General features: G+C 45.5%; 19 protein-coding genes. All 19 read right to left on the bottom strand.

Features of this window, described 5'->3' with window-relative positions; genetic code table 11:
* Nucleotides 1-91 precede the first annotated feature (91 nt).
* Nucleotides 92-2107, bottom strand: a complete 2016-nt coding sequence (locus MHI01_RS23305) for a heavy metal translocating P-type ATPase (RefSeq protein WP_340984235.1) — start codon at nucleotides 2105-2107, stop codon at nucleotides 92-94.
* Nucleotides 2108-2529: 422 nt separating this feature from the next.
* Nucleotides 2530-3837, bottom strand: a complete 1308-nt coding sequence (locus MHI01_RS23300; RefSeq protein WP_036606925.1) for a homocysteine synthase — start codon at nucleotides 3835-3837, stop codon at nucleotides 2530-2532.
* Between the two features lie 238 nt (nucleotides 3838-4075).
* Entirely contained in the window at nucleotides 4076-4921 is an 846-nt protein-coding gene (locus tag MHI01_RS23295) for a sugar phosphate isomerase/epimerase family protein (RefSeq protein WP_100529836.1), read from the bottom strand.
* Nucleotides 4922-4958: 37 nt separating this feature from the next.
* Entirely contained in the window at nucleotides 4959-5711 is a 753-nt protein-coding gene (gene kduD, locus MHI01_RS23290) for a 2-dehydro-3-deoxy-D-gluconate 5-dehydrogenase KduD (protein WP_036606921.1), read from the bottom strand.
* Between the two features lie 77 nt (nucleotides 5712-5788).
* Nucleotides 5789-6547 (bottom strand): DeoR/GlpR family DNA-binding transcription regulator, encoded by a 759-nt coding sequence (locus tag MHI01_RS23285; protein ID WP_340984234.1) that lies wholly within the window; start codon nucleotides 6545-6547, stop codon nucleotides 5789-5791.
* A gap of 221 nt (nucleotides 6548-6768) precedes the next feature.
* Nucleotides 6769-7608 (bottom strand): 5-dehydro-4-deoxy-D-glucuronate isomerase, encoded by an 840-nt coding sequence (kduI, locus tag MHI01_RS23280; RefSeq protein WP_036606918.1) that lies wholly within the window; start codon nucleotides 7606-7608, stop codon nucleotides 6769-6771.
* Nucleotides 7609-7768: 160 nt separating this feature from the next.
* The gene (locus MHI01_RS23275; protein WP_340984233.1) at nucleotides 7769-8752 is read right to left on the bottom strand and encodes a zinc-dependent alcohol dehydrogenase family protein; all 984 of its coding nucleotides are present in this window, start codon (nucleotides 8750-8752) and stop codon (nucleotides 7769-7771) included.
* A 222-nt stretch (nucleotides 8753-8974) separates the two neighbouring features.
* Nucleotides 8975-9304, bottom strand: coding sequence for a cytochrome o ubiquinol oxidase subunit IV (gene cyoD / locus MHI01_RS23270; RefSeq protein ID WP_074096476.1), 330 nt, complete (start codon nucleotides 9302-9304; stop codon nucleotides 8975-8977).
* Nucleotides 9305-9925: a cytochrome o ubiquinol oxidase subunit III gene (gene cyoC, locus MHI01_RS23265; RefSeq protein ID WP_036606911.1), complete on the bottom strand. Its 621-nt coding sequence runs from the start codon at nucleotides 9923-9925 to the stop codon at nucleotides 9305-9307. It lies immediately after the preceding gene.
* Nucleotides 9926-11896 carry a cbb3-type cytochrome c oxidase subunit I gene (locus MHI01_RS23260; protein WP_036606909.1) on the bottom strand — a complete coding sequence of 657 codons (1971 nt, stop codon included), beginning with the start codon at nucleotides 11894-11896 and terminating at the stop codon, nucleotides 9926-9928.
* Between the two features lie 21 nt (nucleotides 11897-11917).
* Complete coding sequence (cyoA, locus tag MHI01_RS23255; protein ID WP_076253565.1) at nucleotides 11918-12892, bottom strand: ubiquinol oxidase subunit II; 975 nt, start codon at nucleotides 12890-12892, stop codon at nucleotides 11918-11920.
* A 318-nt stretch (nucleotides 12893-13210) separates the two neighbouring features.
* Entirely contained in the window at nucleotides 13211-13474 is a 264-nt protein-coding gene (locus tag MHI01_RS23250; RefSeq protein WP_036606904.1) for a hypothetical protein, read from the bottom strand.
* A 360-nt stretch (nucleotides 13475-13834) separates the two neighbouring features.
* The gene (locus tag MHI01_RS23245) at nucleotides 13835-15196 is read right to left on the bottom strand and encodes a GH1 family beta-glucosidase (RefSeq protein WP_340984232.1); all 1362 of its coding nucleotides are present in this window, start codon (nucleotides 15194-15196) and stop codon (nucleotides 13835-13837) included.
* Nucleotides 15197-15212: 16 nt separating this feature from the next.
* Nucleotides 15213-17594 carry a glycoside hydrolase family 95 protein gene (locus MHI01_RS23240; RefSeq protein ID WP_340984231.1) on the bottom strand — a complete coding sequence of 794 codons (2382 nt, stop codon included), beginning with the start codon at nucleotides 17592-17594 and terminating at the stop codon, nucleotides 15213-15215.
* 189 nt (nucleotides 17595-17783) lie between these two features.
* On the bottom strand, nucleotides 17784-19469 hold the full coding sequence (locus tag MHI01_RS23235; protein ID WP_340984896.1) for an ABC transporter substrate-binding protein: 1686 nt from the start codon (nucleotides 19467-19469) through the stop codon (nucleotides 17784-17786).
* 333 nt (nucleotides 19470-19802) lie between these two features.
* Nucleotides 19803-21506, bottom strand: a complete 1704-nt coding sequence (locus MHI01_RS23230) for an ABC transporter substrate-binding protein (RefSeq protein ID WP_340984230.1) — start codon at nucleotides 21504-21506, stop codon at nucleotides 19803-19805.
* A 376-nt stretch (nucleotides 21507-21882) separates the two neighbouring features.
* The gene (locus MHI01_RS23225; RefSeq protein ID WP_282320204.1) at nucleotides 21883-23571 is read right to left on the bottom strand and encodes an ABC transporter substrate-binding protein; all 1689 of its coding nucleotides are present in this window, start codon (nucleotides 23569-23571) and stop codon (nucleotides 21883-21885) included.
* Between the two features lie 186 nt (nucleotides 23572-23757).
* The gene (locus MHI01_RS23220; protein WP_127546605.1) at nucleotides 23758-24660 is read right to left on the bottom strand and encodes a carbohydrate ABC transporter permease; all 903 of its coding nucleotides are present in this window, start codon (nucleotides 24658-24660) and stop codon (nucleotides 23758-23760) included.
* A gap of 15 nt (nucleotides 24661-24675) precedes the next feature.
* A complete protein-coding gene (locus MHI01_RS23215) occupies nucleotides 24676-25659 on the bottom strand; it encodes an ABC transporter permease (RefSeq protein WP_127546607.1) in 984 nt (327 codons plus the stop codon).
* Nucleotides 25660-25786 lie beyond the last annotated feature (127 nt).

Genomic DNA, 25786 nt, shown 5'->3' with positions numbered 1-25786 from the left:
TTACCCGCTGACCCAAGGTTCAAACGTAAGCTGTTCAACCAGCCGCATATTACCAGCGAAACCAATTAACCATCTTCCTCTCCAAATCTGATTACCTTAGCAGCCTAAGCCCATTCAGAATAACCAGAATTGTACTTCCCTCATGACCTACCACACCCAGAGGCAATGCGACGTCTTGGAGGAAGTTACCCCCAATTAAGGCCAGAATAACGGTGATGGCAAAAAACATATTCTGCTTCACCGTGCGCTGTGCTCGACGAGCCTGCCCAATCACCCAAGCGATCTCTTCAATGTTATCGTTCATGAGTACCGCATCAGCGACCTCCAGTGCAGTTCCGCTGCCGGACAATCCCATCCCCATACCCACAGTAGCTGCTGCAAGTGCCGGTGCATCATTGACACCATCCCCTACCATCAGCACAGGACCATACTGTTTGCGGAGTGCTTGTACCTGCTTCACCTTATCTCCAGGCAGCAAGTCTGCATAGACCATGTTTACTCCAGTTTCACACGCAATTACAGAAGCTGATCTGGCCCGATCACCTGTTAACATGGCAACTTTTACACCCATCGCTTCAAGCTTTTTCACTGCAGTTGCTGCCTGTGGCCGTACCGTGTCCCGCATCGCGATCAGCCCGACTAATTCACCATCAGCCATAACAGCGGATACGGTTTTTCCCTCCCCTTCAAGACGAGAGCATACATCGCCCCACTCAGAAGATACCTTCACAGGGTTAACATCATGTTCATCTGAATCATCAACGTTGCTGCCTGTCATCTTCTCTGACTGCATTGATCCCATTACATTTGTTTTGCCAATGCTCCAGACCACATCGGTTACCGTTCCTTCGATGCCCCAGCCTGTTAGAGCCTGTACGTGCTCTGCTTCCTGAAGTGTAATGTTTTCCTTGTTCGCCTGATCTACGATGGCACGAGCTAAAGGATGCATCGAGAGGTTCTCAATTGCCGCTACCGCAGCTAACAGCTGGGTACGATCTACATGTTCAGCCGTAATAATATCGGTGACTTGCGGGGTGCCCATGGTCAATGTACCTGTTTTGTCAAAAGCCACAACCCGCGTGCGAGCCATATTCTCCATATGGGCACCACCCTTGAAGAGAATACCACGGCGCGCACTGCTGGACATCGCGGACAACATAACAGGCATGATGGAAGACACCAATGCACAAGGTGAAGCAACCACCAGAAACACCATCGCTTTATAAAATGCCTCATTCCATGTCCAGCCAAGCAGTAGTGGAGTTCCTGCAATCACAAGTAAAGTCACCCCTACAACAATACGTGCGTAAATTCCTTCAAACCGCTCCATGAAACGCTGGGAATCCGGCACTTCTGCCTGCGCTTCTTCCACCATTTTAATGATTTTGCCAAACAGTGACCCTTCAGCCGATTTTGTAACCTCTACGTATAATGCACCCTCCCCGTTTACCGTACCTGCATAGACTTCATCCCCCGCAACTTTGTCCACAGGCAGGGATTCTCCGGTGATGGACGACTGATTGATGAAAGAACTCCCCCGGTACACGACACCATCTGCTGGGATGAGTTCTCCCGGTTTGACCAACAGCAGATCACCCGGCTCCAGATCATCAATAGCCACGAGGTTCATCTGTCCGTCCTCAATACGCAGTGCAGTCTCCGGCTTCAGCGCCAGTAAAGATGAGATATCCTTATGACTGCGCTCTGTCGCATAACTTTCCAACGCACCACTGAGTGCAAAAATAAAGATCAGCATCGCACCTTCATTCCAGTAACCAATGGCTGCTGCCCCGAGGGATGCTGCAATCATCAGCAGGTTTACATCCAGATCACGTTCCTTCACCAGTGTCTCGATGCCTTCCTTCGCTTTGGTCCAACCGCCAACGGCATACGCCACAATGTAGAGCATGATGGATAAGGTACCAAAATAAGGTGCAGTTCCCCAGGCAATCAGCATCAACAGCCCGCTGCCCAATGCAGATTGCATCTCTTTATTCTGCACCATGGCTCGAAAATCAGGCTTACGTCCCCGGTTTGGGCCTGGTGTTTGGGATAAGCGCTGTTCCGCTTGTTTCTGTCTGTGTAGTGGTTGATGTATCGCTTGCATATGAATCACGTTCCTTTCGAATGGTAGGTTTGCGGATGAAGAGTCTGCTAAATTCCGCTCCCAAAAATGAAGTTGTATTGAGAATGAGAGCCATTGTTAATGCCCTAAAAATGACACATGCTGCTGCGGGAATCCCGCAGCAGCATGGTTTTGTGAATGATTTTGACATAATCTCGAATGAGAATGATAATCATTTTTGCACTTATGCAATTGTGTTTACTCAATACAACTTTTAATCAGTATATGCCTGCGATCCACATTTGTAAATGGGCTTTTTTCGATGGATAGTCATACATGCGTGTTCAAAAAGACAAAAAGCCGCTGTCCCGGAGGACAACGGCTTTAACCATCTATTGATACTCATATGACCTGTTTATGGCATATCACTTAAGTGATTGTTTACACATCCACCCAAATGCCATTTACGCGCCTACACTTGCTCCCTGACTTGCTTTGATGGCTTGCTCCAGATCATAGATAATGTCTTGAATGTTCTCCGTACCAACAGACAAACGAATCAACTCCGGATTAACGCCTGCTGCAGTTTGTTCATCTTCGGTCAACTGCGCGTGAGTTGTACTTGCCGGGTGAATAATCAGTGACTTGGAATCGCCCACGTTTGCAAGGTGAGAGAACAGTTTGACACTTTCAATCAACTTGCGACCCGCGTCCGCACCACCTTTGATGCCAAAGGTCAGAATCGCACCCTGCCCTCTTGGCAGATACTTCTGTGCAAGCTCATAAGAACCGTGGCTCGGTAGACCTGCATAACTTACCCAAGACACATCCTCATGTTTCTCAAGGAATTCTGCAACCGCAAGGGCGTTGCTACTATGACGCTCTACGCGCAGATGTAATGTCTCGAGTCCTTGCAGCAACAACCAGGAGTTGAATGGAGAGATCGTTGCACCCAAGTCACGCAGAAGTTGTACACGAGCTTTGATAATATAAGCAATCGGTCCAACCGCTTCCGTATATACCACACCGTTATAACTGGAGTCCGGCTCCGTCAACCCAGGGAACTTGCCACTTGCTTTCCAGTCAAATTTCCCGCTGTCCACTATAACGCCACCAATGGATGTACCATGACCGCCAATAAATTTCGTTGCAGAGTGAACGACAATATCTGCGCCATGTTCGATTGGACGAAGCAGGTACGGACTTGGGAATGTGTTATCCACGATCAAAGGAATTCCATGTTCATGAGCGATGGCTGCCACCGCTTCAATATCCAGTACATTCCCCTTTGGATTACCGATCGTTTCGGCATACAATGCTTTCGTTTTCTCCGTAATCGCTGCCCGGAAATTCTCAGGATCACTGGAATCCACAAATTTTACGTCCAGACCCAGTTTCGGCAAAGTCGTCGAGAACAGATTGTATGTACCTCCATACAAACTCGCCGAAGATACGATCTCATCACCTGCACCAGCAATATTCAGAAGTGAAAACGTAATGGCTGCCTGACCAGAAGCTGTAGCCAGCGCTCCAGCTCCGCCTTCCAACGCCGCAATTCGTTGCTCAAACACGTCGGTTGTTGGATTCATCAGACGGGTATAAATGTTGCCAAACTCTTTCAAACCAAACAAGTTAGCTGCATGCTCGGTGTCCTTGAATCCATAGGATGTTGTCTGATACAAGGGCACAGCTCGTGCGTTGGTGGTTGGATCAATCTCCTGGCCTGCATGAATTGCCAATGTTTCAAATGAAAGCTCACGTTCGTTTGACATAAATCTGAATCCTCCCTCAATGTATACGTTCTTTAAGTTCCTGATGTCTTCGCATGGTAGCGTATGTTTTCCATATTCTCTCACAAGATGTCGCATTTGAAAAGAATTATTTCCGATTTTTCCGATAAGAAATATTAAATATGTATATTATCAATTTCTGTACCAAAAAAACCTTTGCACTCGCAAAGGTTTTTCAGCTACTTTGGCTTCGGTATGCAATACCTCATCCTGGGTTTGGTTAGACCCGAACTGCACTCCATACTTCACGCAAATGTTTGGCCGCAGGTACAGCTTCCTCCGCAGTTACGCCTTCAAGTGAAATATCGATATGTGGCTTATACGTTTTTAACAATTCAAAAAATAACGGGTAATCCAGTATCCCTGCCCCAGGTACCGGATTGTACTTCTCTCCCTGTGCATCAAAGGCTACATCTTTGGCATGGATCACAATCATGCGCTGATACAGCGATTCCATCACCTCGCGCAAGAAAGCCCCTTGATCTGTTGCATGTGGTTGTTTGATCAGATTACACGGATCGAACAGCATCCCCAGATTCGATGAAGGAATCTCTTCAAACAAACGTGTCATATGTTCATGGGTATGAAGAGTATGTGTGGACACAGGCTCAATCGCCGCATGCACGCCCCATTTCTCCGCTTCCTCAGCCAACTCCTCAACCGTTTCTTTCAGCACACTCCACGCCTTCTCTTCATATCCATCCGGATGTGTATCCTGATAGGTGTCCAAGCCCCCGGTCTCCGTTGCAACCATGCTGCAACCAAAATCCCGGGCATAACGCAGATGCTCCTTGAATCGATCAATGTCCGCACGTCGTCTTACCGGATCAGGGTCAATCGGATTAATATAACAGCCCAGTACTGCAATCTTCACCCCGCGCTGTGCAAATTGATCTCCGATCTCATTCGCTAGCCCTGGGCTCAGCTTGCCATTCGATGAGTCCACATCGGATAATGCTTTGGCCAGCGCCAGCTGTACGGAATTAAATCCGTTATCCGCAATCGTCTGCGCAAGCTGTGCTGTAGGCTGTTTGCCAAATGTATGTGCCAGAATACCAAGTTTCATCTCACTGCCTCCCTATGCTAATCCGATTATCAAACGATTAACGTGCCATCCAGCCGCCATCGACATTCAGCACATGACCATTCAGATAATCCGAAGCGGCAGATGCCAGAAAGACAACCGGGCCTTTCAGATCTTCAGGTGTTCCCCAACGCCCAGCAGGAATACGGGCTGTAATATCCCGGTAACGATTCTCATCCGCACGGATCTGGGTAGTATTATCGGTTTCCATATAACCAGGTGCGATACCGTTAATCTGGATTCCTTTACCTGCCCATTCATTAGCGAGTGCTTTGGTTAAACCGGCAACGCCATGTTTACTGGCTGTATACCCTGGCACGTTGATCCCACCTTGATAGGACAACATGGATGCAATATTAATGATTTTGCCACTTCCGCGTTCAATCATATGTCTGCCTGCCAATTGGCTTAGGAAAAATACAGTGTTCAGGTTCAGACCAATTACATCATGCCAGTCCTGAACTGCATGATCAGCCGCAGGTGTGCGACGAATGATTCCGGCATTGTTGACGAGAATGTCAATTCTGCCCTGGAACGCAAGCGCCTGTTCGAACACAGCCGACAACTCATCTTCACGACTTAAATCCGCTTCAATCACATAAGCTTTGCGTCCGAGTGCTTCAATGGCACTTGCCGTTGCCGCAGGCTTGGAATAAGAGACCAGCACCACATCAGCACCTGCTTCTGCCAAACCAATGGCCATCCCTTGTCCAAGTCCTCCCGAGGTACCTGTCACCAGTGCAACTTGTCCGCTTAAATCAAATGGGTTCATGAATGATTCCTCCGCATGGTTTTGATATGCAATCCTTAGATCCGTCCGTTCTTTAATCCCATGAATAATGAATGAGGTTAACTTTGATAATCCACTGTGACACCGCTCTGCTCGTATAAGGCAGCCGTCTCTTCATCCAAACGACTATCGCTGATAATATAGTCCAGTTGCGAACACTGGGCGAAAGTTCGCAGTGCAAATTGTCCGAATTTATAATGATCCACAACGCCGTATACTTGCTGCGAGGCAGATATCATTGCTTTTTTCAAAGGAACCAGATCTCCCGTGTATATGGATAATCCAAATTCCGGATGAAGGGCTGTCGTGGATATAAAGGCTTTATGAATGTTAAGACTGGATATAAATGCAGCCGTATCATCCCCAACCAGCATATTCCGTACACGCGCCCCGCCAGGCACAACCAGTCGCACTTGCTCCTTTTTGGTCAACTCCGCAATGATGAATAGATCATTAGTCACCACCGTCAGCGGTTGATTATCGAGACGTTTGGCCATCTCCAGCGTAGTGCTGCCACCATCGAGAGCAACGATATCTCCAGGTCGAATGTAAGCAAGGGCACGTTCAGCAATCTCCGTCTTCTCCGAATGATGCTTCTCGGTAACTCCGCGGCTATTCAAGATGCCATACTGGTCATTCTGAGCCAGCATAGCACCACCATGGACACGTACGAGCAGTCCCATACTCTCCAACTTGTCGAGATCCTCTCGCACAGTCTTACCCGTCACCTGCAACAACTCACTCAGATCACTGACGGTTACTTCCTGGTGTTCCAGCAGAGCCTCCATAATTTTTTCATGTCTTTTCAATGGATTCATCATAATCAACTTCCTATACCACCTGAGTTAAATGGTAGTTTCGCACTTACACTTCGGGTACAGAAAACCTTCCGATCACTCTTATCCCCATATTTCCTTTGATCCCTTATTTAAAGGGAGAAATCTGGTGATAAAGGCGCACGCTTCGCTTCTTCTGGTCCTTTCTGTACCCTCCGTTCTAGTGTCTACCCTGTCAATTTAACTCAGACATCTGTAATTTATTATTTCAGGTCTTTCATCGCTACGCCGTCCATATCTTCGAACGTCTGGTTCTCACCAGCCATCGCCCAACAGAAGGTGTAATTGCTTGTACCCACACCACTGTGAATGGACCAGCTTGGGGAAATGATCGCCTGACGGTCGCGTACAACCAGATGGCGTGTTTCGTTTGGCTCACCCATCATATGGAATACAACACCGTCTTCAGGCAAGTTCCAGTACAAGTATACTTCGGAACGGCGGTTATGGGTATGTGCAGGCATCGTGTTCCACATGTTACCCTTGTCGAGTTCGGTAATGCCCATCACCAACTGACAACTCTGAATTCCACCTTCTCCTTGGTGAATGTAACGATAGATCGTACGCTCATTGGATGTTTCGATGCTGCCCAGATGATTTGGCTGAGCTTGTTCTTGCGTTGCTTTAACTGTTGGATAGGTGTGATGAGCCGGTGTGGATACAAAATAGAATTGGGCAGGTTGAGCCTTGTCACTGCTTGTGAACACAACTTCCTTCACACCTCTACCGATGTAGAGACATTCCTTCGCTCCAATCTCATAACCTTGTCCGTCCGCTGTCACTGTTCCGTGACCACCGACATTAATGATACCGATTTCACGACGCTCCAGGAAAAAGTTCGTTCCGATATCTTTCAGGTTCACTTCAAGGGTAATGTCCTTGCTCTCAGGTACAGCCGTTCCCACAATATAACGATCCACATGAGAATACACCGTTACCAATTCATCGGTTGCAAACAGTTGCTCCATCAAAAATTCCTCACGCAGGCGAGATGTATCATACGTTTTCACTTCATTGGGATGTGCAGCATAACGATTTTCCATTATTAATCCATTCCTTTCGTCATTTAAATTAGTTGGGATTGAGTTTGATAATGTTCATATAAGTTCATTTTAGTTCATTATGTATCTTTTGTGTACCTTTATTTTTGAAAAAGTAATTTATGTGATAATGAGCTTAAGACTTTTTTCCAAGTCTTATGTACTACTGTATTAAGAGAACCTTCCCCTCGATACCCGATTCAGCCGCTGTAATAGCCTGTTGTACATTCGTTAGTTCATAAGTCGCCCCAATGTTTGCCATGACAAGTCTCCCTGCTCTGACCAGCTCCATCACCTCATGAAATACCTGTTCCCAGCGTTCTTGCGAACAGCGTTCCACCCAATGTTTTAACCAGAAAAGTTTCACATGAACTTGTGTTCCCCGGGTTACTTCATGCCATAACGGTGTGATCCCCGAAAGCAGTCCTACACTGATGACCGTCCCATTTGGTTTAAGGCAACTCACCAATTGTTCCCCGTCTGTCCCTCCAATACAATCCACGGCTGCATCAGCACCGTATCCCTCTGTTAATTCCGTAATTTTAGACTGTAGCAACTCTTTCGTTGTATTGATAACAGAAACTGCTCCAAGACGATACAGTTCAGCAGTATGACAATCATCTCTCGTAAGCGCAATCAATTTAAATCCATAAATTTTTGAGATCTGTGCAAAGATTCGCCCGATTGCAGATCCCCCTGCATTCACAATCAGGGTATCACCATACGTAAGCTTAAGCACCTCTGTACAGATCAACCAAGCCGTAACCGGATTAATATAGAGCTGGCTGGCTGAGTGATCATCGATATCATTCGGCACAATAATTGTATGTCGCTCCAAAGTCTTCACGACGTCCTGCCAAGTATTCTCGCCTTTTAGTGGCAAGACGCGGCGCCCCAACATTTGATTGGATACTCCCAATCCTACTGCTTCTACTATCCCCATACCCTCAAACCCGGGAACAGCTGGTAATCGGGTACGATGCGGGTAAGCTCCTCGAACAGGAATAATATCGGAGGGATTAATAGGCCGAGCATACATCCTCACTGCTAATTCACCGGGTCCAGGGGGTATCACATCTTTTTCTTCCATACATAACACTTCACTTGGTTCGCCAAAACGATAATAACGGATTACCCTTGCTTTCATTGGTACATCTCCTAAAATAATTTTTCTAAAATTTCTCTAACTAAAATATTGAATATATTTCCAGAGTGTATGACAATAGTATCACTGGTAAATTATTTCATAAACGACTTATTAAGATATAATACAACTTTTTCATTAAAATATGCGATAACTTCTGCTTGGAACAAAAAAAGAGCCCCACAACCTTGAATTCCAAGGTCGTGAAGCTCTTCATCATGTGAATTAATGTGCAACAGCGTTGTTAAGCATGATCCAGATCGAACCAATCACGATAGTCATCATAATCAGTAATCCGAAAATAAGTGCCATCACATTCCAGCGTGGTTTCCCTGTTTCACGGATATGCATGAAGAAGAAGAGTTGAACCACAAACTGAAGTGCTGCTGTACCAAGAATCACAATGAGTGTTCCTGTTTTGCCCATCATGTCGTTCAAAACCACCACAAGTGGAATGATTGTCAGTACGACGGACAGAATGAAGCCGATGACATAAGACTTCAGTGAGCCATGTTGTTCATGGCCGTGGGAATCATGTGAGTTGTGCTCTGCCATCTACATCACCCCCATGAGATAGACGATCGACAGGAGGAAAATCCATACGACGTCCAAGAAGTGCCAGTACAAACTGATGACGTTGATTTTACCGCGAGTAACATCAGTAATACCACGTTTTTTCAGTTGTAACATAAGTCCAATCATCCAGATCAGACCAAGCGATACGTGAAGTCCGTGAGTTCCCACAAGGGTAAAGAATGCGCCAGAAGCAGCACTCGTTGTAAAGCTGAACCCTTCGTGAATCAACTCAATAAACTCATATACTTCCAGTGCGATAAAGCTTGCACCCAGAACGGCTGTAACTGCCAGCCAACTGATTAATTGTTTTACTTTGCCTTGATTCATCGCCAGTACGGCTAGTCCGCTCGTGAATGAACTTGTGAGCAAGATAAACGTTTCGGCAATAACACCAGGCATTTTGATCAATTCAGACAAAATCGGTCCGCCCGCCGTATTGTCACGCAACACAATGAAGGTTGCGAACAATACGGAGAACAGGATAACGTCGGAAATCAGGAAGAACCAGAAACCGAGAATTTTCATTTCCTGTGGATCATGATGTCCATGGTCGTGACCATGTGCATGATTCTCACCGTGCTTAGCGGCTGCTTGAGCCATCTATACCGACCCCCTTAACGACGCTTCGGTACGTTTAATTTCGTCGACCGGAATGTAATAATCCGTATCGTATGAGAATGAACGGGCGATCATACAGATCCCTACGCCAGCGAGTCCGAGAATTGCCATCCACAACCATCCGAAGACAAAGCCGAAACCGGCGATGAACCAGAAGACAGACATGATGAACGGAATTCCAGAGTTCTTCGGCATATGAATCGGCTCAAGCGGTTGCTCAGGCGGATAGATGCCTTTGGCACGACGTTCTTTCTCTTCCCACCACTCATCAATATCATCTCCGCGCGGTGTAACGGCGAAGTTGTATTCAGGAGCTGGTGAAGGAATTGACCACTCCAGCGTACGGCCATCCCATGGATCGGCGGAAGCTTTGAGTGATTTGTATTTGCGAATACCATCTGCGATTTGTGCAACTTGGAACAGGAATCCGACACCCATCAGGAATGCCCCGATTGTGGATACAAAGTTCAGTTCCCACCAACCAGTATCCCAGCCGTACGTGCTCAGACGACGTGTCATACCCATCAGACCGACAGCGTACTGCGGCATGAAGCAGACATAGAAACCAATATTCCAAGTCCAGAATGCCCATTTGCCCAGTTTCTCTTCGAGTTGGAAACCGAACATTTTAGGCCACCAGTAGTACAGACCTGCGAAGTATCCGAAGACAACACCACCGATCAATACTTGGTGGAAGTGGGCAATCAGGAAGTAACTGTTGTGGAACTGGAAGTCAGCAGGAGCAACGGATAACAGAACGCCTGTCATACCCCCGACAATAAAGCACGGGATAAAGGCAAGTGTCCACATCATCGGAGTCGCCATGCGAATCCTTCCTCGATACATGGTAAACAGCCAGTTGAATATCTTAACCCCTGTTGGAATAGCAATCAACATCGTAGTTACGGCGAAGAATGCATTCACGTCTGCTCCGGAACCCATCGTGAAGAAGTGATGCGCCCATGTGAAGAAGGACAGGAAGCTGATGATTAACATCGCGAATACCATCGATTTGTAGCCAAACAGTTTTTTCCGAGAGAAGGTACTCACAATCTCGGAGAAAACACCGAATGCCGGCAAGACGACAATGTATACCTCAGGGTGACCCCACATCCAGATCAAGTTGATATACATCATTGGGTTACCGCCCAGATCAAGTGTGAAGAAATGCGCCCCGGCAAACCTGTCGAGGAATAACAATGCAAGTGTCACGGTCAAGATCGGGAAAGCAAACAAGATAATGATACAAGTGGAGAATACCGACCATGTGAACATCGGCATTTTCATCCATCTCATGCCTGGCGCACGCATTTTAATGATGGTAACCAGGAAGTTGATACCGGTAGCCAAGGAACCGATACCCGATATCTGTATACCCCATATATAGAAGTTCTGTCCTACCCCCGGACTGTGTGACAGCTCCGATAGAGGCGGATAACTCAGCCATCCTGCATCCGGTGAACCACCGATAACGAATGACAGGTTAAACAGCATTGCTCCCAGGAAGAATAACCAGAAGCTCAGTGCATTCAGGAACGGGAACGCAACGTCCCTTGCTCCGATCTGTAATGGCACGATAACGTTAAATAGACCAAACATAAATGGCATCGCCATGAACAAGATCATGATCGTACCGTGAGTTGTAAAGACCTGATTATAATGCTCAGGATTCAGAAATTCATTGTTAGGCATAGCTAGCTGAAGGCGCATCATTAGCGCATCCACACCACCACGGAACAACATGATAATGGAAGCAATGATATACATGATACCGATCTTTTTGTGATCGACAGTCGTTAACCAGTTACGCCAGAGCCAGCCCCATTTTTTGAAATAAGTTAGCACCGCTACAATAGTAATCATGGTAATTCCGATAGCTACCATCGCACCATAAATGAGCGGATCACCGGTTACGAAAAACTCCGATGCAAACTCTTTAAGTCCCTCTAACATTGGGGGCCTCCTTTCGAATCTTTAGTTAGCACTCTCGTCCTCGTCTTGATTGGACGTATCAGTTGCATTTTGAATGGCTCCAGAAGCTTCTTTTGAAGTTCCATGCTTACTGTGAGCACTTTGACCATCTACTACATACTTGGTCACAATATTTTGGAACAATCCTTCTGGGAAGGCAGAATAATAAGCAACGTTGCTTGTGCCTGGCTCAGCCAGTGCTTTGTAACCTTCTGTAGTCAACGCCTGAGAACTCTGTTTCACTTCAGCTACCCAATTGTCAAAATCTTCGTCCGATGTAGCATTCACATCAAAACGCATTTCTCCAAAATGCTCACCTGTGAAGTTAGCGCCTGAACCCCAGTACTTGCCTTCATGATCTGCCTGCAGATACAAGGTCATCGCCATACCCGACATCGTATAAATCTGTCCTCCAAGTTGCGGAATCCAGAATGAGTTCATCGGTGAATCCGCAGTGAGTTCAAATTTCACGGGCCGGTCTGCCGGAATATTCAACGTATTAACCGTTGCAATTCCTTGTTCTGGATACATAAACAGCCATTTCCAGTCCAGTGAAGACACTTGGATGGTAATTGGTGCTTTCTCGTGAGCCAACGGCTTCGAAGGTTCCAGAACATACGTGTAACGAATCGTTACAATTGCAAGTATTCCAATAATAATAATTGGAATGGTCCACCATACAACCTCCGCTTTGGTGCTATGAGCCCAGTTAGGTTCATATGCTGCTTTGTTGTCCGGTTTCTCACGGTAACGCCATACGATTACGGCAGCCAAAATGAGTACTGGCACAATAATGACAGCACACAAAATTGTCGAGATGACAATCAAATCTCTCTGCGAAGCGCCAATTGGCCCCTTCGGATCCAGAACAACGTACTGTCCGCCTGCCAGCATTGGCCAGACAATCAATGCAATTGTAACCAACGTCAGGACAACCGGAATGATAATCCGGATTAGCGACCTAGGTTTCTTGTTCATTTTGATCCCCTCTCCTTAAATTCGCTCATACTGAAAAATCAGTATACTACTCTCTTCATACTAAAGATATCAGAAATGAACAACTTTTTTGTTCTTGTTAACAAATTTGTCGATTTTACACCTTAAATGTGTGAATTTTTTCTCACAAATCGCTTGCATGCTTGATATTTGTACTTCGTAATCTTTACACATCAAGTCACAAAATAAAACCCTTTGCAGTCCCGTTGAACAGTGTCAACGAATCCGCAAAGGGCTTTATTGACTGGATTCCGGGAACTCATCCAGTCTTATTATGAACGAATTAACGCAGGATTATAATCAATCGGCGCCTTCGTCTTCCCGGCGTGTATGAACAAGGCCAATCGCTTTGGCAATAACGTAAATAAACACACTACCTACAAGGAATCCAATACCAACCATCAAGCCAAGATTACGATCATTAAATTCGTTCAGATTGATCAGACACATGATCACTCCCGTAATGAGTGCGACCCATGCCAGAACTGTCATCGTCAAGACGGCGCGCCGCATATTTTTGTCTTTGCGCTCCAATTGGCTGACCATTGCTGTCTTCGATGCCATAGTAAACACTTCCTTTTCCCTTTTTGTAAGTGCTTTCCTTATACCAATATACCACATCAGTATGATTTTTAGTCAACAAATGTTCAAATTTTATTCGCAATTTGGACACTTTATTTTCATTTCGACCATTGACAAAACATTATTAAATTCTTTCATACTTCTTATAACCCAAAAAACGTCTCTTCATAACAGGAACTGCACTTGACCTTATGAAACCTTTATGAACTACTCATTTCCAACGGTAAAAATACAAAAAAAGACGGCACATTGGAATACTCCAATGTTACCGTCGTTCTCAGTTTTAATAAGGGAACCATATATAATGCGGACCTGCTTTACCCTTGAAACCTGCCACCCAAGCTATTGGGGATTATGTTCGTTCCGTGTCTCCAACCAATTATTCTTGATGACGCTCTGATACCAGTAATAACTCTCCTTCGGTGTTCTCACGAGTGAACGATAGTCCATATGAACAAGACCAAAACGCATCCGGTAGCCTTCTGCCCACTCGAAATTATCCATCAGTGACCATGCCATGTACCCTTTCAAGTTAATGCCGTCATTAATGATGCGGTGAATTTGGGCCAAATGCTGCTCATAATATGAAATCCGGCGATCATCGTTAATTTTTCCGTTCTCCAGGTCATCATTGATGCAGGCACCATTCTCTGTGATATATACATCCACATTGCCGTACTTTTGCAAGTAATGCATAAATTCATACAAACCACGTGATTCCACAGGCCAGCCAATATCAGTTTTGGTGAGGCCCATATCAACTTCTTCCGATTGCAGAGCACCTGCCTCCGGATTGAAGCGATTGATCCCCATCGTGTAATAGTTAATGCCGAGCAGATCGATTGGTTGCGAGATGATCTCCATATCGCCTTCCTGAATTGGCACAGTAGCCCCCGCTTCTGCAAACCAATCCACCATAAACTGCGGATATGAACCTTTGTAGATTGGATCAAGGAACCAATCGGTATTAAGCGCAATTGATCGGTCACACGCAGCTTGGTCCTCGGGAGATTTGCTGTACGGCTCAGCCCAGCACACGTTCGGAGCAATACCAATCTGACCGGTTGTTCCCAAGCGACGGAAGGATTGAACGGCTTTACCATGAGCAACCAGTAATCCGTGTGCCACATTAATAGAAGTTTGCAGGTCTTTGTTTCCTGGCGCATGAATCCCCAGAAGGTTCGACAGGAACGCGATACACCATGGTTCGTTGAATGTCAGCCAGAAGTTGATTTTGCCCGAGAATTCTTTGAAAATCACTTCCGCATATTTCACAAAAGCGTCTACAGTTCTATGGTTTCCCCAGCCCCCGTCATCTTCCAGCGTTTGCGGAAGATCCCAGTGATACAGGGTAAGGAACGGTTCAATTCCAGCCTCGATCAATGTATCCACGAAGCGGTGGTAGAAGTCCAGACCTTCCCGATTGATCTCACCATCTCCGTCAGGAATAATGCGCGGCCACGCAATGGAGAACCGGTACGTATTAATCCCGAGTTTCTTCATCAGTTCGATGTCTTCCTCGTAACGGTGGTAACTGTCACATGCGACATCCCCATTGTCTCCGTTATATACCTTGCCAGGTGTGCGCGCAAACGTATCCCAGATGGATACCCCGCGTCCACCTTCCTGTGCAGCTCCTTCTATTTGATAGGAAGCTGTTGCTGTTCCCCAGCGAAAATCTTGCGGAAATTTAAAAATGGTCATGGTTGGCTCCTCCGTCTCATAATGACACGCGGATCATCTGTCCTGCGGTCATCGTTAAAATAATTACATAATCGCCCTGAGGCGTAAGCTCTGCCTTGGCTTGTTCGTTTCCTTCCACACGCAGCGGATAAGCACTGCGAACGATCAGCGTGTCACTTCGTTCTGCTTTGATGACTGCTGACGCAAGCTTGTTGTCCGCCCATGTTATTCCCACTGTATAACTACCTCTTGCACGAAGCCCTTCAACTCGACCTTGAGTCCAGAGTTCAGGCAGTGCCGGCAGTAAATGTAACTCGTTCAAGTGACTCTGCAACAACATCTCGGCTATTCCAGCCGTGCCTCCAAAGTTACCATCGATCTGGAACGGCGGATGATCGTCAAACAGATTCGGATGTGTGGATCGGGCCAGCAACGTGCGCACAAACTGATGTGCCTGGCTGCCATCCAGCAGTCGTGCATACAGATTGATCAACCATGCACAGCTCCATCCTGTATGCCCGCCACCTTGTGAGATACGACGTTCAAGCGATACCCTTGCAGCTTCCACAAGTTCTGGTGTGTGCACTCGATTGATCTGCTCTCCCGGATACAGTCCATACAGATGGGAGACGTGACGATGCCCTGGCTCGGATTCGGCAAAATCCTTAAACCACTCCAGCAATTGTCCTTCGCTTCCAATTCGGAATGGATAGAGTTTCTCCAGAGCCTCACTCCACTCGCTTGCCAACGACTCATCTATATTTAGTTGCTTCGAGGCCTCAATACAGCGGCTGAACAGTTCACGAATTAACGTCATATCCATCGTTGAAGCCATGGATATACTGCGTGCCTCCCCAGCATCTGTGAGAAACTTATTCTCTGGTGAAGTGGATGGAATCGTAACCAGATAACCATCGGGCCCTTCCACCAGCCAATCGAGACAGAACAGCGCCGCCTCTTTCATGATGGGATACGCACGTTCCTCAAGAAAACGCTGATCTCCGGTAAACTGGTAATGTTCCCATAGATGCGAGGTCAGCCACACACCGCCCATCGGCCAAAATGCCCAGCTCGCGTCTCCACCTGTAGGTGTGGTAGTTCTCCAGATATCCACGTTATGATGAGCAGTCCATCCACGGGCTCCATACAGAATCCGCGCCGTTCTTCGTCCTATATCACTGAGATCGGTCAGCATATCGAACAGTGGCTCATGACATTCACTGAGATTGCAGACTTCTGCTGGCCAGTAATTCATCTCCGTGTTGATGTTGATCGTGTAGTCACTGTGCCATGGCGGCTCTACCTGATGATTCCAGATTCCCTGCAGATTGGCTGGCTGGCTGCCCGGACGCGAACTAGCCATTAACAGATATCTTCCATATTGAAAATAAAGTGCCTCCAGTCCAGGGTCTTGTTGCCCTGTCTGATAAGCCTGCAACCGCTCATCTGTAGGTAATTCGGCGTTAGCCGATACCCCTAAATCAATAAAGACTCTGTTAAACAACGCGCTATGATCTTGAACATGTCGGCCACGAAGCACTTCCGAACCATGTGTGATCGCTTCGGAGATCATCTCCCTACATTCCTTTTCCAATACAAGATGATCCTTCACAGGTAACACATCGTAACTCTCAAAGGAGGTAGCCGCTGCCAGATAAAACACAACCTGATCAGCACCCTGAATATGTAACTTGCCTTCCAGATTGGAGACCTTCATCTGATCGCCAGATGCCGTAAATGCTACACGGACAGCATAAACCGTTCCCCGATCCTCTTCATAGAGGACGGATTCCGGGTGATCTCTGAAGTAATTGGACTCCACATGACTTGGGCACCGACTGAACATGGTTAGAGCATCTCCCGAAGTCTCAACGCGATAAGGATGGGGACTGTCTAGCGTAACACTTACACTCACAGCGCCCTTCTGATCAGCAGTTAATGTGCAGACCATCAGATCATCCGAAGCACTGGAATACACTTCACGTACGTATTGAGTTCCTTCCAATGAGTAGGTTGTGGTTGCAATACCCGATTCCAGATCAAGCTCCCGTTCAAATGCATCATATGAAAGATCATCCAGACCCTCATGGTGCAATAGAAAATGACCCATCGGCTGGTAAGCCTCCACATCACGACCAAGCATTTCACGGTTCAACAAATCCTCAGCTTCACCATACTTCCCAGACATGATCAACTCTCGCGTCTGCTTCAAATACCGCTGACTGCTGTATTGAATCGTATCCCGTGGAAACCCTGACCATAATGTATCTTCATTGAGCTGAATTCGTTCATCTGCTGCGCCTCCGTACACCATGCCTCCAAGACGGCCGTTTCCGATGGGCAATGCTTCTTCCCAGCGTTTTGCCGGTTGTTGATACCATAGACGATTGATTTTAGGTTCGTTATTGTGTTGGGACATGATTAGCTCCTGTTCCTAAATAAGCAGTATATTTCTTATGTCATAAAACGTTTTCGGTAAGTGCTTACAATAATAAAATTATATGTGATTTCAAAATTTGCGTCAATGCAAATCATCACAGCAATCCACAAAAAAAAGGCCCATATAGGGCCCTTTCCTTGTGTAACCATGGATCACAGACAATTCATATTATTTTACGTCTTTTCCTGTCCACAGAGAGACACGTTCCTTAACCCACACCGTAAATTGTTTCTCCATTTCAACTGCACCCGCTTTGTCCAAATCAGCCAGTAAAGCGTCATAGGTTGCATCAAAGTTTGCTGGTGTAGTCAGAACAGCTTCCGGAATCCGTTTACGGATGATATCCTGCGTTTTCTGGAACGTTACCTCATAGTCTGTACCGGAAGGTACGGACATGTTATACGCTGCGCCCCAATCCTTAACTTGCAGATCTTCTTCAGCCGGATAGAACTCTTTCCAAGTCGTGATACCGTAAGCTTTCAGCGTTTCCTTCTCTGCAGCCGTGTAACCAGCTACAATCTGCTCAGGGAAGTTTGTTGTGTAATAGTTATCCGTAGAATCTTTTACACCATCACCGTATCTTGCGCTAAATATGTTATACATCCCAATTCCTGTTTCCTTACTGAAATTGGAGTTGTCATTCGTTTTGCGGTCTTGAACGTCTTCTGGAATCACGCGTTTACCATCTTCTACGTTGTAATGTTCACCTTCGATACCCCAATTTCTCAGAACTTGTCCTTCATCGGAAGCAAGCCAATCCATGAATTTAATGATACGCACTGGATCTTTGGCCGAAGTTGTAATCCCGATGCCATAACCGTCAAATCCGGCTGGTTGGAACGTATGATCCACAATCTCATCGTTAAGTGATACAGAGAAGTGAGCGTATGTGGCATCATCCTTACCCGATGATTTGAGCGCGTTCTCCGCTTCTTGATAGTTCCACTCTTGGTCAATCAGACCGAGGACACGGCCACTGGCAATTTTGGACTTGTATTGGTCATCCTTTTGAACAAAGGCATCTTTGTCCAGTAGGCCTTCATTGTACATTTTATTCAACCAGCGGAAATATTCTCTTTCCTCTGGACGTTTATAGTGCAATTTGGCTTCATACGTTTCAGGGTCAATGTAATATTCACCATCATCCGGTGCACCTGTTGCCTGGAAAGCCGGGTTCGTTACCGTGATCATGATTTTCCAATCATCTGCATTCAATGTTAATGGAATGGTTGGTTGACCATCAATGGTTGGATGTTTTTCATAATAGGCTCTAAGTACATTCTCGTAATCCTCAAGTGTCTTCACTTCAGGATATCCGAGCTCTTTCAATACTCTTTGCTGAATTTCAAATCCACCTGTAGCGTCAAACGTAACATTATCAACACCCATATTGGTTGGAATGGTATATATCGCTTGATCTTCCAAACTGTATTTCAAACGGTTCATCTGTTCCCCATAGATTTTTTTCAGATTGGGAGCATGCTCCTCAATCAGATCCGTGAGATCCAGCATCGCGCCTGCATCCACAAGCTTAGATAAGTTACCTTTAGGGTAGATCATATCAGGAAAGTCACCACTGGCAGCCATCAGTGCAATCTTCTGGTTACCACCATCGTTTACATCATATTCAGCTTCAATTGTAACGCCTGTTTGTTCCGTAATCTTTTTACCAACAGCATCTTGCATCTTGTTCCAGGTCGGACTAGCATCCCCCCCGAAGAACGTAACTGTAATTGGTTCGGTACCGCTGGACTCTGTAGTCTCTTTGGTTCCCGAATTCCCACAACCAGCTGTAACCAACATTGCACTTGCGAGCATCAACATTGCAAACGTCTTGGGTGTATTGCCTTTCATTTTGCCTCTCATTGTCTAGTTCCCCCTATTATTTATGAAGGTTTTATCTGTATAACAGGCTTTATGCCTGAGGATACCACTTTTTTTGAATGCGCTTTCGGTATCGTCTATTCCGACGTGTTCACTAAAGCTGACGTTTCGATTCTGCAAAAAGAAAGATTCTTCTTCTAACAAACGTAAAACGTTTTCGGAAATTACATAAACCGCTTACTGAAAGTGCTTACATGATAGATTATAGGCTATCCATCACCTCACGTCAACAATAAAAAAAGCCCTTGAGAAAGGGCTTTTTTTGCTATGAAAATCCTTAACTTTAATGCTTGGTTTTCAAGCTTATTTCACATCTTTTCCAGTCCAGAGAGCTACACGTTCTTTGATCCAAACCGTGTATTGTTTCTCCATCTCCACTGCACCCGCTTTATCGAGTTCAGCCAGAAGACTATCATATACGCTGTCGAAGTTCTCAGGTTTGGCAAGGATCGCTTCTGGAATACGTTTACGTACGATATCCTGTGTTTTCTGGAACGTTACGTTGTAATCCGTGTCAGATGGTACAGGCATGTTGTATGCTGCGCCCCAATCTTTCAGCTTCAGATCATCTTCGGAAGGATAGAAATCTTTCCATGTTGTAATACCGTATGCTTTCAACGTTTCCTTCTCAGCGGCAGTGTAACCTGCTTGAATCTGTTCAGGGAAATTCGTTGTGTAATAGTTATCTGTGGCATCTTTCACACCATCACCGTATCTGGCGCTAAATACGTTATACATGCCTACGCCTGATTCTTTGGTAAAAGCAGAGTTATCATTGGTTTTGCGATCTTGTACGTCATCCGGAATGATGCGTTTACCATTCTCTACTTGGTAATGTTGGCCTTCAACACCCCAGTTTCTCAGGACCTGACCTTCCTCGGAAGCAAGCCAATCCATGAATTTGATGATACGTACCGGATCTTTGGCCGAAGTTGTGATTCCGATACCATAACCGTCAAATCCTGTCGGTTGGAACGTATGATCCACAATATCCTTGTTCAGGGATACGGAGAAGTGGGCATATGTTTTGTCGCCACCGTTAGATGATTTCAAAGCATTTTCCGCCTCACCATAGTTCCACTCTTGGTCAATTAGACCAAGTACACGGCCACTGGCAATTTTGGATTTGTATTGGTCATCCTTTTGAACAAATGTATCTTTATCAAGCAGACCCTCATTGTACATTTTGTTCAACCAACGGAAATATTCTTTTTCTTCAGGACGTTTGTAGTGTAGAACGGCTTCATACGTCTCAGGGTTGATATAATACTCACCGTCATCCGGTCCACCCGTAGCTTGGAATGCAGGGTTCGTTACCGTAATCATAATTTTCCAGTCATCTGCATTCAATGTTAACGGAATCGTCGGTTGACCATCAATCGTTGGATGTTTTTCATAATACGTTCTCAGTACGTTCTCGTAGTCCTCAAGCGTTTTTACTTCAGGGTAGCCAAGCTCTTTCAATACTCTTTGTTGAATTTCGAATCCGCCCGTAGCGTCAAATGAAACGTTATCTACACCCATGTTGGTCGGGATCGTGTAAATGGCTTGATCTTCCAAACTGTATTTCAGACGGTTCATCTGATCACCATAGATTTTTTTCAAGTTGGGAGCATGCTCCTCAATTAGATCGGTCAGGTCCAGCATCGCGCCTGCATCCACAAGCTTAGACAAGTTGCCTTTAGGATAGATAATATCAGGGTAATCACCACTGGCAGCCATCAAAGGAATCTTTTGGTCACCGCCATTATTCACATCATACTCAGCTTCAATTGTAACTCCCGTTGCCTTAGTAATTTCTTGACCGACAGCATCCTTCATGTTATTCCAGTTCGGACTCGCGTCTGCACCAAAGAATGTAAAGGTCACTGGACTGGTTGTATCTCCGGAATCAACCGGTTTCTCTGAAGCGTTAGTTCCTCCTCCACTGCCGCTGCATCCTGCTGTAATTGCAAGAGCACTGGCTAACAGAAGCATTGCGAATGTTTTTGGTGTTTTGCCCTTCATGTGTAATCCCCCTTATGGATATTAATGAAGCTGTATATTTGTATAACAGGCTGACCTGCACATACCGTGACCAGATGAAACAAATGTAATTTTCTTGTTTTTATAACATTAGAAGCGTTTTCTTAAAAAATAAAAAAATGTTCTTCTTTCCTTATTTCCTCTTCATTCTGCAAATGTTTACTTTGAGATTCAGGTGTATGCCACGTGTTGTACAAGCAAATGTAAGTGCTTTCATACTTGAATAATAATCGCTCCTATATCCCTTGTCAATAGTGAATTTATAAAATTGAAAACGTTTTTTAGAAAACGTTTTAGATAAAAAAAGAACCCAAATATTCTGGGTTCTTTTTCGTTTTAGATCTGAATTGCTAATCGTTTATTTAGCCTCTTCACCGCTCCACAATTGAACACGGTTTTGAACGAGTTCTGTATATTGTTTCTCCATATCCTCTGCTCCTGCTTGGTTCACTTCTGCAATCATGCCGTCATAGATCGCATCGAATTGTTCAGGAGTACTCAGAATGGCTTCCGGGATACGTTTCCGAATGATATCCTGTGTTTTCTTGAAGATGACGTTGTAGTTGGAGTCACCTGGTGTTGGCAGATTGTATGCTGCTCCCCATGGTTTGATTGGGAATTCATCTTCACTCGGGAACAGATCTTTCCACGTCGTAGCACCGTAAGCTTTGAGTGTTTCTTTCTCTGCATCGGAATATGCTGCCACGATCTGTTCAGGGAAATTCGTAGTGTAGTAGTTATCCGTTGAATCCTTCACACCGTCTCCATAGTGACCGGACATATTGGTGTACAGTCCAATACCCGTTTCTTTCTGGAATACGGCTGCATTATTGGTTTTCTGATCCAGAATGTCGGCAGGAATGACACGTTTGCCGTCCTGCACTTCATACTGTTTGCCCTCAATTCCCCAGTTCATCAGCACTTGCCCTTCTTCAGAAGCCAGGTAATCGAAGAATTTGATCGTACGAACCGGGTCAGGATTCGATGTTGTAATCCCTACACCCCAACCGGATACAAAACCAGGGTCTTGGTAGGCATGATCCTTGATATCCTCGGACAGGGTTACTGGAAAGTGTGAATACGTTGCTTCAGTCTTACCAGCGGATTTCAATGCATTTTCTGCATCGGAATATCCCCAATCCTGGTCAATGACACCCAGAACACGTCCACTTGCAATTTTGGATTTGTATTGGTCTGTTTTCTGGATAAAGCTGTCCTGATCCAGCAATCCAGTGTTGTACATATGGTTCAACCAGCGGAAGTATTCTTTTTCCTCTGGACGTTTGTAATGCAGACTTGCTTCATACGTCTCTGGATCGATGTAGTATTCACCATCATCCGGAGCTCCTGTTGCCTGGAAGGCTGGGTTCGTTACGGTAATCATGATTCTCCAATCATCCGCGTCCAGTGTTAACGGGATGGTTGGCTGACCATCAATTGTTGGGTGTTTTTCTTTGTACGCCTTCAATACATTCTCGTAATCCTGAAGTGTACGTACTTCCGGATATCCGAGTTCTTTCAGTACACGGTGCTGAATGCCAAATCCACCACCTGCATCAAAGTACTTTTGGTCTACCGCATAATACGTTGGCAGCACATAAATAGCCTGATCTTCATTACTGTATTTCAACCGGTCCATGTAATTACCATACAGCTTCTTCAGATTGGGAGCATATTGGTCGATCAGATCTGTCAGATCGAGCATTGCTCCGGCATCCACCAGTTTGCTGAGTTCTCCTTTGGGGGAGACAATATCCGGATAGTCTCCGCTCGCCGCCATTAAGGATATTTTATCTTGACCACCACTAACGGCAAATTCACCGTTAAGGGTTATCCCTGTTTTTTCCGTAAGGACTTTACCTACTTCATCCTTCATGCCATTCCAGTTCGGACTGGGGTCAACGCTGAAGAAATCAAAAGTAAGTGGAGTTGTCTCTGCGCTTGTATCCTTGAACGACGTATCACTGCCGCTTCCTCCACCGCAACCTGCGAGTAAAGACATTGCAAGCACTGGTGCCAGTGCAATCTTCATTTTGGAACTTGCCATAATGGTAATCCTCCCTGTTTCATATGTCTGTTTGTCCGGGACTTTTTTGTCCCTGTCTATAGCTTCATGAATACCACACCGCAGCCCTATACGGTGAAGCGCAGACCAAATGGCTGCGCTTCGGGTATCCTGATGCTTCATTTGTAGATGTACGGCCGCTCTATGTGGCAGCCTGTACCCTATTGTTTAACCTTTTACTGCGCCCAGTGTCATACCACCAACAAAGTACTTCTGAAGGAATGGATATACAATGAGGATTGGAACCGTCACAACGATCGTAATCGCCATTTTGATCGATTCCGGTGAAATCTGTGTCATTTGCTGCGCCATATCATTGGCATTTCGTCCAGCACCTGAGCCCTGCTGTGTACTTTGCAATACTTTCATCAGCTCATATTGGAGCGTGGTCAGATGTGCCTTTGAACCATTATACAGGTACGTATCAAACCACGCATTCCATTGACCTACAGCCAGGAACAATGCGATGGTAGCAAGCACTGGTTTACACAGTGGCAAGATGATTCTGTAATAGATTGTAAAGTCATTCGCTCCATCCAGCTTCGCGGATTCCTGCAATGAGTATGGCAGGCCATCAATGAATGAACGGATGATAAACACGTTAAATGCACTGATCATGCCAGGCAATACATATACCCAGAATGTACCGATCAGGTCCAAGTCACGCATCAGGATGTATACCGGAATCAGACCACCGGAGAAATACATCGTGAGTGCGAGTGTTGTGGATACAAATTTTCTAAGTCCAAAGTCAGGTCTGCTCAGTGTAAAGGCGATCATAGATGAACTGATCAATCCGAGCACGGTACCTACAAGTGTACGCAGAATGGATATCTGCAAACCTTGTAACAATCCATCATATTGGAAAATCGTTTTGTAGTTCTGTAATGTGAATTCGCGAGGCCACAAGTAAATTCCGCCACGTACTGTATCTGTCGAGTTATTGAGTGAGATGGCTAGTACGTTAAGGAATGGATAAAGTGTTACAACCAGCACCATGGTCATCGCGAGGATGTTGAATATATCGAACAGTTTATCGCCCCGAGTAGCATTGAATGCTTTGTTCGCCATAATGTCGTCCCCTCCCTACATGATGCTTTCTTTTGTGAATTTTTTGAACAAGCCGTTCGCAGTAAACAGAAGGATGATACTGACAACGGAGTTGAATATACCTATTGCTGTACCATACGAGAATCGTCCCATATTCAAACCATAATTGAGCGCGTATAGATCAAGTACTTCCGAGTAGTCTGTGACCAGACTGTTTTGCAGCAAAAATTGCTTCTCGAAACCGATACTGATAAGATGTCCAATCGACATGATGAAAAGTACAGAAATCGTGGTCCGTATGCCAGGCAGCGTAATATGCCACATCTGTCTCCAGCGGTTGGCTCCATCTACACGGGAAGCTTCATACAGCTCATTGTCGATACCTGTAATCGCCGCCAGATAGATGATGGCATTCCAACCGGTTTCCTTCCACATATCTGAAGCGGTTACAATGTACCAGAACAAGTTCCCCTTGGCCATGAATTGGATCGGCTGATCGATAATGTTCAGTCCTACCAATAGATCATTGATAATCCCTCCATCGGTGGAGAGCATCTTTGTAATGATCCCGGCTACAACAACCCAGGATACAAAGTGAGGCAGATATGATACCGTTTGCACGGCACGTTTGAAGAACATGCCTCTCATTTCATTCAGGAGAATAGCGAAGAATATCGGCACGATAAAACCGACAACCAGTCCCATCAAGCTCATTGCAAGTGTATTTCGAAGTACCAGATAGAAACGATCATCACTGAACAGCTCTACAAAGTGTTTAAAACCAACCCACTCTTGATCACCAAACGATCTGGCAGGTTTATAATTTTGGAAAGCCATCGTCCATCCCCATAGTGGCAGATAGTTAAATACGAAAACCCAAGCTACGAATGGCAATGACATGAGATAGAGATATTTCTGCTGTTTCATTCTGTCCCAAATTCCGTTCCGCCGATTCTTTAAAGGCGGTTTGGGGTCACTGCTTCTGTTCGCGGAAGCGGATTTTTTTGTTAGCGTTTCCATCTCCGTTCCCCCTCCTCTGTTTTATAAAATAATCATACTCGATAGAGCGTTTTCAAAATACCATCTGGATTTTAGAGAAAATCATATAAAAATTAGATATAGACATATATAATCAGACATTAATTCG

Origin of the sequence: Paenibacillus sp. FSL M7-0656, from assembly GCF_038003225.1 — a bacterium.
Taxonomy (GTDB): domain Bacteria; phylum Bacillota; class Bacilli; order Paenibacillales; family Paenibacillaceae; genus Paenibacillus; species Paenibacillus amylolyticus.
The sequence above is the reverse complement of the archived record's forward strand: the minus strand, read 5'-3'. Positions and strand labels throughout refer to the sequence as shown.

Excerpts from the sequence above, each read along its gene's own strand:
- MHI01_RS23305 (WP_340984235.1), bottom strand. The coding sequence starts at position 2,107 with ATGCAAGCGATACATCAACCACTACACAGACAGAAACAAGCGGAACAG.
- MHI01_RS23300 (WP_036606925.1), bottom strand. The coding sequence starts at position 3,837 with ATGTCAAACGAACGTGAGCTTTCATTTGAAACATTGGCAATTCATGCA.
- MHI01_RS23295 (WP_100529836.1), bottom strand. The coding sequence starts at position 4,921 with ATGAAACTTGGTATTCTGGCACATACATTTGGCAAACAGCCTACAGCA.
- kduD (WP_036606921.1), bottom strand. The coding sequence starts at position 5,711 with ATGAACCCATTTGATTTAAGCGGACAAGTTGCACTGGTGACAGGTACC.
- MHI01_RS23285 (WP_340984234.1), bottom strand. The coding sequence starts at position 6,547 with ATGAATCCATTGAAAAGACATGAAAAAATTATGGAGGCTCTGCTGGAA.
- kduI (WP_036606918.1), bottom strand. The coding sequence starts at position 7,608 with ATGGAAAATCGTTATGCTGCACATCCCAATGAAGTGAAAACGTATGAT.
- MHI01_RS23275 (WP_340984233.1), bottom strand. The coding sequence starts at position 8,752 with ATGAAAGCAAGGGTAATCCGTTATTATCGTTTTGGCGAACCAAGTGAA.
- cyoD (WP_074096476.1), bottom strand. The coding sequence starts at position 9,304 with ATGGCAGAGCACAACTCACATGATTCCCACGGCCATGAACAACATGGC.
- cyoC (WP_036606911.1), bottom strand. The coding sequence starts at position 9,925 with ATGGCTCAAGCAGCCGCTAAGCACGGTGAGAATCATGCACATGGTCAC.
- MHI01_RS23260 (WP_036606909.1), bottom strand. The coding sequence starts at position 11,896 with ATGTTAGAGGGACTTAAAGAGTTTGCATCGGAGTTTTTCGTAACCGGT.
- cyoA (WP_076253565.1), bottom strand. The coding sequence starts at position 12,892 with ATGAACAAGAAACCTAGGTCGCTAATCCGGATTATCATTCCGGTTGTC.
- MHI01_RS23250 (WP_036606904.1), bottom strand. The coding sequence starts at position 13,474 with ATGGCATCGAAGACAGCAATGGTCAGCCAATTGGAGCGCAAAGACAAA.
- MHI01_RS23245 (WP_340984232.1), bottom strand. The coding sequence starts at position 15,196 with ATGACCATTTTTAAATTTCCGCAAGATTTTCGCTGGGGAACAGCAACA.
- MHI01_RS23240 (WP_340984231.1), bottom strand. The coding sequence starts at position 17,594 with ATGTCCCAACACAATAACGAACCTAAAATCAATCGTCTATGGTATCAA.
- MHI01_RS23235 (WP_340984896.1), bottom strand. The coding sequence starts at position 19,469 with ATGAAAGGCAATACACCCAAGACGTTTGCAATGTTGATGCTCGCAAGT.
- MHI01_RS23230 (WP_340984230.1), bottom strand. The coding sequence starts at position 21,506 with ATGAAGGGCAAAACACCAAAAACATTCGCAATGCTTCTGTTAGCCAGT.
- MHI01_RS23225 (WP_282320204.1), bottom strand. The coding sequence starts at position 23,571 with ATGGCAAGTTCCAAAATGAAGATTGCACTGGCACCAGTGCTTGCAATG.
- MHI01_RS23220 (WP_127546605.1), bottom strand. The coding sequence starts at position 24,660 with ATGGCGAACAAAGCATTCAATGCTACTCGGGGCGATAAACTGTTCGAT.
- MHI01_RS23215 (WP_127546607.1), bottom strand. The coding sequence starts at position 25,659 with ATGGAAACGCTAACAAAAAAATCCGCTTCCGCGAACAGAAGCAGTGAC.